Raw genomic sequence first — 2,808 nt, 5'->3', positions numbered from 1 at the left:
CTTATACAATAGCCATACATTATACTGTACTTTGTGTTTTGTGTAAAGGCTGTATCCAAACTGAGGCGGTTGGTTTGGCTCCCGAGGAAGTAGAGGCTCAGATTACGGTTCCTATTGAAAGTGCGGTTAATGGCTTACCCAGTGTTACCCTGGTGCGTTCTTCCTCCAAGGTGGGACTCTCTATGGTTCATGTTGTCTTTGACCAGGAGGCTGATATTTACCAAGCGCGGCAGGCTGTAACGGAACGACTCCAACAGGTGATGAGTCAACTTCCCCAAGGGATTCATCCGCCGGAAATTTCCCCCTTAGTCTCTCCTTTGGGAACGATTCTGCAATATGCCTTTACGGTGAATGGTCAGGGAGAAACGTCTCTGATGGATTTACGCCGTTTGGTGGATGTTACCCTCAGAAATCAGATTCTCTCGGTTCCTGGTGTGTCTCAGGTGACTATTTATGGGGGGGATGAACGGGAAGAACAGATTTTGGTCGATCCGCAACTGTTGCGATCGCGCCAAGTCTCCCTCAATGAAGTCGCGGCAGCAGCCAGGGGAGCCAATTCCAACGCTCCCGGAGGTTTTCTCGTAGGTGGAGGTCAAGAGTTACTCATCCGAGGCATCGGACAGGTTAACACCCTAGAAGACTTGCAGCAGTCGGTGGTGAAAGTTCAATACGGTGAACCGATTTTGCTGCAAGATGTGGCTGAAGTCAAAACGGGAGCGGCACTTAAACGGGGAGATGCCAGCTTTAACGGACAGGCGGCGGTGGTGTTGATGATTAACAAACAACCCTATATAGACACCCCCACCGTCACCCAAGCCGTGGAAGCGGTGATGAACTCCCTACAGTCTACCTTTCCCCCTGATGTGGAAGTTCAACGCACTTTCCGCCAATCAAACTTTATTGATTCTGCCATTCGCAACGTTAGCGGCTCCCTCATTCAAGGGATCATCATCGTTTCGGTGATTATGTTGCTCTTTTTAATGAACTGGCGCACGGCTATCATTACCTTGAGTGCCATTCCCCTCTCGTTGCTGATTGGCTTAATGTTCTTGAAAGCCGTGGGGTTAGGCATCAATACTATGACCCTGGGGGGTTTAGTGGTGGCGATCGGCTCCGTGGTCGATGATGCCATTGTGGATATGGAAAACTGCTATCGTGGTTTACGGCGGAATCCAACCCAAGAAAACCCAAAACCCCCCTTTCAAGTGGTTTATGACACTTCGGTTCAGGTCCGTTTAGCCGTCATTTTTTCCACGGTTATTATCATAGTCGTCTTTGCCCCCATTTTTAGTTTAACGGGGGTAGAAGGGCGAATTTTCGCCCCCATGGGTTGGGCTTATTTGCTCTCCATTGCGGCCTCTACTTTGGTCGCCATGACCCTTTCTCCCGCCCTCTGTGCCATTTTATTGGCTCATCATAGACTCCCCCAGGAAGGCACTTTTATTTCACGCTTGGCCGAAAGTTGGTATCGCCCTCTGCTCAATTTGTCTCTGAGGACTCCCCAACTGATTTTAGGATTAGCCTTAGCCTCCTTAGTGGCTACTCTAGCCGTTGTGCCTTCCTTGGGACGGGTTTTCCTCCCGGAATTTCAGGACAAATCTATGGTGAACTCTATGGTTTTATTTCCGGGTGTCTCTTTGGAGATGACCAATCGGGCGGGAATGGCTCTGGCTCAATCCCTACAAGATAATCCCCTTTATGAATGGGTACAAGTCCGCGCTGGACGCGCTCCGGGGGATGCTGATGGGGCGGGGGTGAACATGGCTCATGTGGATGTAGAGTTGAGTGATGTTGCCCTGGAAGACCGAGAGGCTGCTGTTCAGCAACTGCGGGAGAAGTTTCTGCAATTGCCGGGGGTTGCTCCCAATATTGGCGGTTTTATTTCTCACCGCATGGATGAAGTTTTATCGGGGGTCAGAAGTGCGATCGCTGTCAAAATTTTTGGCCCCGATTTAGTCCAGTTGCGTCAAGTCGGGGAACAAGTCCGCGATGCCATCAAACCCATTGCGGGAGTCGTAGACTTACAATTAGAACCTCAATTACCTATCCGCCAAGTTCAAATTCATTATGACCGCTCGGCGGCGGCTGGTTATGGTTTAACTATGGCTGCCATTTCTGAAGTCGTGGCAACCGCCCTCAATGGTCAAGTGGTGTCCCAAGTCCCGGAAAATCAACAACTGATTAATATTATCGTCGGTTTGCCGATCGCCTCACGCAATAATTTAGATGCCATTGGGGCGATTCCCCTCTCTACCCCCACCGGACAAATTATTCCCCTCAGTGCTGTGGCTAGGGTGGAGTATGGTATGGGCGCTAATGTGGTCAATCGGGAAAATGTATCTCGTTTAATTGTGGTGTCTGCCAATGTTTCCCAACGAGACTTAGGCAGCGTTGTGGGGGATATTCAAGCCGCCATTGACCAAAATGTTCAAGTACCCGGTGGCTACTTTATCCAATATGGTGGACAGTTTGAAGCGGAGCAAAAGGCCACTAATAATCTGGTCTGGTATAGCATCCTGGCCGCGATTATGATTGCCATTTTGATGTTCTTCTCGGTTAAGTCTCTCCCGGCAACTGTGGCGATTATGCTCAATCTTCCCCTGGCCTTGGTGGGTGGTATTGTCTCGATTCTCTTAACGGGGGGTAATCTCCATTGCTTCTCTGATCGGGTTTATTACCCTGTTTGAGGTGGCTGTCCGCAATGGTTTGCTGTTGGTGGATAACTATAGCATTAGTCAAGGTGGTTAGGACGTAGATTGGAGAACGGAATCCATGGCATCATGGAGAGAATCAAACTGCTCAATACCG

Annotated in this window: 1 pseudogene; it reads left to right on the top strand. The window is 49.7% G+C overall.

What is annotated here, in order from left to right:
* Nucleotides 1-2,730: pseudogene (locus P5683_RS23925) on the top strand (efflux RND transporter permease subunit); the annotation flags it as partial.
* Nucleotides 2,731-2,808: the final 78 nt, after the last annotated feature.

The organism is Limnospira sp. PMC 1279.21 (genome assembly GCF_032349615.1).
Taxonomy (GTDB): domain Bacteria; phylum Cyanobacteriota; class Cyanobacteriia; order Cyanobacteriales; family Microcoleaceae; genus Limnospira; species Limnospira fusiformis.
Note: the sequence above shows the minus strand (reverse complement) of the source record. Positions and strands in the feature narration are given on the sequence as shown.